This window comes from Oscillibacter sp. KLE 1728 (assembly GCF_934833455.1).
Classification (GTDB): domain Bacteria; phylum Bacillota; class Clostridia; order Oscillospirales; family Oscillospiraceae; genus Oscillibacter; species Oscillibacter welbionis.
The window spans coordinates 1-5204 of the sequence record NZ_CAKVVF010000116.1; the positions used below are offsets into that span (position 1 = coordinate 1).

A 5204-nucleotide genomic window follows, 5' to 3' on the forward strand; every position below is an offset into this window, starting at 1 on the left:
ACCGGTGTCCTCTGTGAGGCTCCGCTTCGATAATGCCGCGGCTCCCACGGCGGCGTCCCGATAGCGGGGCTCATCCAGGGCCAGTCCCGCCCGGGCCAGGGCCGCAATCATCAGTCCATTCCATGCGGCAAGCACCTTGTCGTCCCTGTGGAGGCAGGTCCGTTCCAAGCGGTAGGCATACACCCTCTCCCGCAGGGGCCTGATGCGCACCGGCTCCCGCTGGACCTGTTCCCGGCCGATTAGGTTGAGGATATTTTTCCCCGCAAAGTTCCCCGTCTCGGTGACGCCGTACCAGCCGCAGAACGCCTCTGCGTCCTCCGGTCCCAGCAGGTCTCTCAGCTCGCCTGCGGTGAATACATAGTATTTCCCCTCCTCGCCCTCGCTGTCCGCGTCCTGTCCGCAGTAGAATCCGCCCTGAAAATCACGCAGCTCCCGCAGGACGTAATCCAGCGTGCGGCGGACGATCTCCCCATAGAGCGGGCGCCGGGTCTGCTGATAGGCCTCCGTATAGGCCAGTGCCAGCAGGGCGTTGTCATAGAGCATCTTTTCAAAGTGGGGCACCAGCCACATTTCATCGGTAGAGTACCGGGCAAAGCCGCCGCCCACATGGTCGAACAGGCCGCCTCGGTACATGCTCTCCAGCGTCTGCTCCGCCATGGCCCCGGCCTGGGACTCCCCTGTGCGCCGGGCGTACCGGAGCAGGAAGATCAGATTATGAGGCGTGGGGAATTTTGGCGCGTGCCCGAAGCCGCCCCAGCGGGTGTCAAAACTCCGGGCGTAAAGGCCCGCCGCCATGCCTGCCAGTGCCCGGTCTGGAAAGCCGGTGCCTGCGCCCTCCGCTTCCCTGAGCCGGTCGGTCAGCGCCTCTCCGGCGGTCAGCAGACTGCCCCTATCTTCCCGCCACAGGCGCGCCGCCTGCTGCAGCAGGGACAGCAGCGCCTGTCTGGGGAGGTACGTCCCCGCCCAGAAGGGCTTCTGCTCCGGCGTGAGCAGCACCGTCAGCGGCCATCCGCCGGAGCCTGTCATAGCCACGCAGGCGGCCATATAGACCGCGTCCACATCCGGGCGCTCCTCCCGGTCGACTTTGATCGGGATAAAATCCCGGTTGATCGCCTCCGCCACCGTCTCGTCCTCAAAGGACTCATGGGCCATGACGTGGCACCAGTGGCAGGTGGAGTAGCCGATGCTGAGGAACACCGGCTTGTCCTCCTCCCGTGCGGTCTGGAATGCCTCGCTCCCCCAGGGCCGCCAGTCCACGGGATTTTCCCGGTGCTGGAGCAGATACGGGGATTGTTCAAATTGCAGCCGGTTGGGCATGGGTCGTCCTCCTTTGACCGGGCGGCGCACTGCCGCCCGCATGGTTCCGCAGGTTTTCCGTCCAGTGCCGCGCTTGCCCCCTGCTTATACAAGGCGTTTTCCCCATCCGGCACGGGCCGGGGGCCGCAGTTTGTTCCGCGGACTTCCGCCTCAGCGGGCCAGATCCGGCGGGAGCGGCCGGGCAAAGCGCGCCCCTGGTGTCGGACCGGGCAGGTAGATTCCGGCAAGTAGCGCCCTGGCCCGCCAAGGTATCCAGGTCGTCATGCCTTCCCCCGCCAAAAAGTCTTGCAGTGGGCCTTTTCGGTGCGGTTGAAGGCGATCATCCGGCGCAGCAGCGTGTAATCCACGTCCCTCTCCCACGGGATGCGGAACAGCATTTTGCCCCGGCATAGCCGCCCCGGGCGATTTCCCGGGAAAATCCCTCCAAGCCCGCCCCGGAGAAACGGCCAGATGCCCGGCGGAGACGCTGATCCCGACGATGAACGTCCCGTGATCTGTGAACATGGGCTGGTTCCATGCAACCCTGGGCTCCAGGCCGGAAAACGTCCGTTCCGCCCACTCCAGCACCTCCGCCATACGGACGCGGCGCTGCGGCGCTTTCGCCTGCGCCAGATAATCTGCTAAGGTCTCCAATCCACCCGCCCCTTCACATCCAAAGAGCAGAAATAGTCTGTGCATTTCAGGAGGGATTATCACCCCTCGCCTCAAGCAGCGGCGCCCCGGGCGGCCGCTCTTCCGTCAGGACCTGCAGCCTGTTCCGGAAACGAGGGCCCCCTTCAGGTTCATTTCCTGCCCTCCTTGCCCAGGCTGATCTTGTATCCATCATAAGTGAAAAAGGGCCGCACCGGCGGAGGTGGACCAGGTAACTGCCTGTCTCACCGGGTACACGCTGGCGGACCTCGCCCGGCTGGAGCGGTCCAGCGTCACCTGCGCTCACTTTTTTCAACGTGCCCCCGCCATGAATCCTGACCGTGCCCTCATCACCGACAAGGTCTGCGGTGTCCGGGTATGGGACCTGCTGATACGGGATATCCGGTATCTGGGCAAGCTGGTGGACGAGCTGCCCAAGGGACCCCTATGGAGCAGATTCTCCGGAAAAACAAGTATGTCCCGGAGCTTCTGGCCTTTCAGAAACTCGGGGCTGTTTTCGCCTCGAGAGCCCTTTGCTTTGCCGCCGAGAAGGGGCAGCGTTTTCCGATGCACTGGCTGTTTCGGGCACTGTAAGAGCAGACGGGCACGCTGTGCTGCATCTCCACCCCCAGGTGCTCCCGGACAAAGTCCACGGCGGCCTGGACGGCCAGCCAGGAATCCCGTTTGCAGCACCGGGGGCCACCCACCTTGCCGATGCTGTCCAGGGCCCGGGCGGTCATCTGATTGCTCAATCCCCAGGGCTCCCGGGCCAGGGGCGTGGATGCCGTGGCGATGGCCAGGAACTGCCCCGCGCTGATCCCCGCCCCGCAGGCGCCCCAGAAGCCGCAGGCCCCGCCGGGGACAGCTTTGCCCCGGCTGTACATCTCCCGGAGAGCGCTCTCCAGGTCCAACTTGCCCCCGGCATTTTTATAGGCGGTGAGCAGCGCCGCTCCCACCATCACATGGTGCTCTGGCCCGTGCATATGGCAGAAGGACAGGTCCATCATCCGGCGGAGGATAGCGGCGGGGTCGGCGGAAGTCTCCGCCAGGCACAGGCCGAAGATGGTGTCCATGCCCTGGGTATGGCAGTCATTGCAAACATAATGGCCGTTGACGCACCGGGTCTTGCTGGATTCCTTTTTATGGCAGATGGCGCACTCCATGTCCTCGTCCCGGACCAGATATTCCAGCGGCGCCTTGCAGATCAGGCATTCTTCTGGATGCAAATCGATCACTCCTCCCTTGTCCGCAGCGCAGGAAGTCACGCGGCTGCGCAGTCCCGACGTCCCCCACAATATGCTGTGGGGAAATGTTCTTTCTCATAAATCGGCTCCCCCCGATGCGTTCATCCACACATCAGCTGTGTACTCTCTCCTGTTATTTTCTATCATACAATAGCCAAGATAACCCGCTGAATGTAAAATCCGCTTAAGGGGAGCAAACATTTTCTCCGGCTGTACATGCAGTCATTCTATCCGTTCAGCGTTTTCCGGAAGCATAGTTGCCCATATGGATGTCCACCACTCCCCTGGGCGGCTGGATCAGGGCATCCTCGTACTGGCACTTCCACTGAATCTCCCGGCTCATCCGGCCATTCTCTATGCCGTCAATCGTTTCCCCATCCCCAATGGGGTTATCATGCTCCAGTATGTACGACGCCGCATTATAGGCGTGGTTCACTACCCAGTTGGGATCCATGCTATGGAAGTGGTACTGGAGGTCCGGCAGGAACAGGGTGTTCATGCCCACTGTGTCGATGAGCATATCCTCGGTGCCCTCAATGTTGAAGAAGCGGACATTGACACCAAATCGGATGAAGCGGTCCGAGCCCTCGATCTGGTGGGAACGCACATATTCCGCCAGCAAGAGCTTGCCGCAGTTCTGGAAATAGAACGCCTCACAGGTGGGGTACAGCTCTGCCAGGGCCTCCACGAAGTCGGCGTCCAGGTTGGCCCTCTCCAGGGCCGGAAGCGCCGCCGCCAGCATATCAGTGGCCACGACCTGATACCGGCACTCCCGAAAGATTCGCTCTCGGTCCTCCCGGCAGTCCCACATCTGGCTCATAAGGAATGCATCGAAGCCCTTGCCCTTGAATTTGTCACATCCCATCACCATCAGCTGCACCGGGCATTTGCCGTCCTGAAATTCCGCGATATGATCCAGGGCAGCAAAGCCTGCCATCTTTTTATCACGGCAGAAACACTCTACCGCGCCGATGTGCTTTTTCATCACAGCGGTCATCTCATCCTTGTCCGGCATGTCTACCGGCTCTTTGAACAGCATTTGAATGAGATAGGGGCCGCCGGGCTGGGGCCCTTTTTTGTCATCCAGGTTTTGCCGGAACACTTGATTGCTCATTTTTGTCCTCCTTATAGCAGCAGACCATGTAACAACGGGCGATCGCTACTTTGTATGCGGGGTTACTCCAAAAATCAAAAAAAGAGCCACACTAAATAGAACCAATCCGATGAAGTTGCGCTCTATCAGCAGTTTTATGGCCAAGAGAAGCAGCAGACCACAAACCAGAATAATAATACCATTCATTTCTTTTTATCCATTTTGTCAGGGAACAGCTTGAACCGAAACGCCAGTTCCTGATTAACGATTTCCTTGGGCAGCTTTCGGGGATTGGCGATTAGATACCAAGCCCGATAAGTCCGCTTTTCCATGTCCTGCTCCTGAAGGTAGATCTGATAGCCCGCTTCGTCCTCCTCCGTCCAAGTGTCATACTGCTTCTTGGCCTGGACATGGTTTCCCACGACCACGTCCAATTCCTCCACGGAGCGGCTGGCGGCCCAAGCATGGTCCACATCGCCAGCATGGGAGAAATAGAAGATTTGCATCCCCATCCACCGGCGCACCTTGCTTTCCGGCGTTCCACGCAATTCCGCCTGACGGCGGTACTCCGCCAGCTGCTCTGGTGTTCCGTATCTTTCCACCGCCTGCTCCTCCACATGAATACGCCAACTGTAATCCTCCGGCTGGGTAAAGGGGGCGCAGACCGGCTGTAACGCCTCTGCCGGGTCCTCCTCAAAGCGGTCGATAAAGTCAAGGTAGCGGGCTTTGATTAAGGGCAGAAAAGTGTCCAGCAACCCGGTATCCAACCGCAGGTCCTCTGTCAGCATCCGGAAGAACGAACCGCCTGTTATCGGTTCTATTTTGAAAGAGTAGAGAAAGTCATCCCCCTGCTTAATGAAGCAGCTGAATCCCACCTCCACATTTCCATGGCCGATTTCGTAGTCTATGTAGTTGTAGCG

General features: G+C 60.1%; 4 protein-coding genes and 1 pseudogene. 1 reads left to right on the plus strand and 4 read right to left on the minus strand.

Annotated features, from left to right (window positions below; genetic code table 11):
- Positions 1 to 1317 (minus strand): thioredoxin domain-containing protein (locus tag QVE23_RS10330; protein ID WP_287968160.1); only part of this gene is annotated, 1317 nt, incomplete at its 3' end.
- Between the two features lie 853 nt (positions 1318 to 2170).
- Between QVE23_RS10330 and QVE23_RS10335 the strand changes: the two are divergent.
- Positions 2171 to 2329 (plus strand): annotated as a pseudogene (locus QVE23_RS10335) (DUF2200 family protein); the annotation flags it as partial.
- 115 nt (positions 2330 to 2444) lie between these two features.
- Here QVE23_RS10335 and QVE23_RS10340 read toward each other — a convergent pair.
- The 3 genes from QVE23_RS10340 to QVE23_RS10350 form a co-directional block, all read right to left on the minus strand.
- The gene (locus tag QVE23_RS10340; protein WP_036629430.1) at positions 2445 to 3173 is read right to left on the minus strand and encodes a DUF5714 domain-containing protein; all 729 of its coding nucleotides are present in this window, start codon (positions 3171 to 3173) and stop codon (positions 2445 to 2447) included.
- A 253-nt stretch (positions 3174 to 3426) separates the two neighbouring features.
- Positions 3427 to 4305 (minus strand): DUF4261 domain-containing protein, encoded by an 879-nt coding sequence (locus tag QVE23_RS10345; RefSeq protein ID WP_287968161.1) that lies wholly within the window; start codon positions 4303 to 4305, stop codon positions 3427 to 3429.
- A gap of 182 nt (positions 4306 to 4487) precedes the next feature.
- Positions 4488 to 5204 (minus strand): spondin (locus tag QVE23_RS10350; protein WP_287968163.1); only part of this gene is annotated, 717 nt, incomplete at its 5' end.